At 61.7% G+C, this 1112-nt stretch carries 1 protein-coding gene and 1 pseudogene; both read right to left on the reverse strand.

What is annotated here, in order from left to right; all coding sequences use genetic code 11:
* Positions 1 to 409, reverse strand: a pseudogene (locus CW742_RS14560) (ribonuclease P); the annotation flags it as partial.
* Between the two features lie 32 nt (positions 410 to 441).
* The gene (locus CW742_RS14565; protein ID WP_292421626.1) at positions 442 to 1032 is read right to left on the reverse strand and encodes a 50S ribosomal protein L15e; all 591 of its coding nucleotides are present in this window, start codon (positions 1030 to 1032) and stop codon (positions 442 to 444) included.
* Positions 1033 to 1112 lie beyond the last annotated feature (80 nt).

Below are 1112 nucleotides of genomic sequence, written 5' to 3' on the forward strand. Positions count from 1 at the left end.
TCCCCCGTGCCGAGATGAGGCACGAGAGATCGATATCCACGGCAACGCGGTTGTCGGCTGCCATCTTTGCGGTCACGTGGTCGAACGCATTCTTCTCGGCTGCATGGACCCCGCGGAGGATGTGCACCCCGCGGAATCCCACGACCCCCCGGTTGAACCCTGCATCGCCAGCCCGTACCGAGACAACCGTCCCGGGCTCGTTTGCACGTTTCACCTGCAGAGTGACATCCTTCATGCCGGCGTTCTGGATGAACAGCCCGCGCCGGACTTCAACGCCGCCATAGGTCGCAGAGGGCGTGTCAGGGATAACAAGGCTGTCGAACCCCAGCGCTTCTGCTTCCAGCGCAAGCCTGCGCACCGATGAATCCCCGTTCGGGTACGGGCAGACTGCCGCATCGGTGATCTTCATGAGAATAACGTTGTGCTAAAAAAAGAAGAAGGTTACTTGCCCCGGTTCGCATGGGACCGGATGCTCGGGCGGGTCTTCTCGGTACCCTTGCCGCGGGTCCTCATGCCACGGCCCTTCCGGCCGGCAAAGGTCTTGCCGCGCTCGGCACGGCCGCGGTGGACGGGGTCTGCGAGCCACGAGAGGCGCTTGTCTGCCTGGATTGCGGGGTGGTGCCCGTCAACGAGGATGACCTCGTAGTATTTCCGCTTGCCGTCCTGCCCTACCCAGTAGGAGTTCAGGACTTCCATATTCGGGAACTTCTTGGATGCGCGTTCCTCGGCAATGCGCTGGATGCTCTTACCAGCAGTGAGCCTGTTCTTGCCCATCTGAGCGGACCGGCGTGCGCGGACATACCGGGATGCCCGGCGGCCACCGCGGCGGACCTGCACGCGGGCAACCGCAATACCCTGCTTGGCCTTGTAGCCAAGGGCGCGGGCGCGGTCGATACGGGTCGGGCGCTCGATTCTGACAACGGAGCCTTCGCGGCGCCATGTCTGCATCCTGTTCCAGAGGAGTTCTGCAACCTCTGACTTGTCAGGTCTCTTCCATGCGTCCCTGACGAACGCGTACATTGACTTTACCATGGTAATCACCTAAGGTTCGGCCCAGTTACGGGCTACATTCCTTGTCTACGGGACGCATCCCGTATGCCTGTATATATAGG

Source organism: Methanoregula sp., from assembly GCF_002835825.1.
Taxonomy (GTDB): Archaea; Halobacteriota; Methanomicrobia; order Methanomicrobiales; family Methanospirillaceae; genus Methanoregula.

Excerpts from the sequence above, each read along its gene's own strand:
- CW742_RS14565 (WP_292421626.1), bottom strand. The coding sequence starts at position 1,032 with ATGGTAAAGTCAATGTACGCGTTCGTCAGGGACGCATGGAAGAGACCT.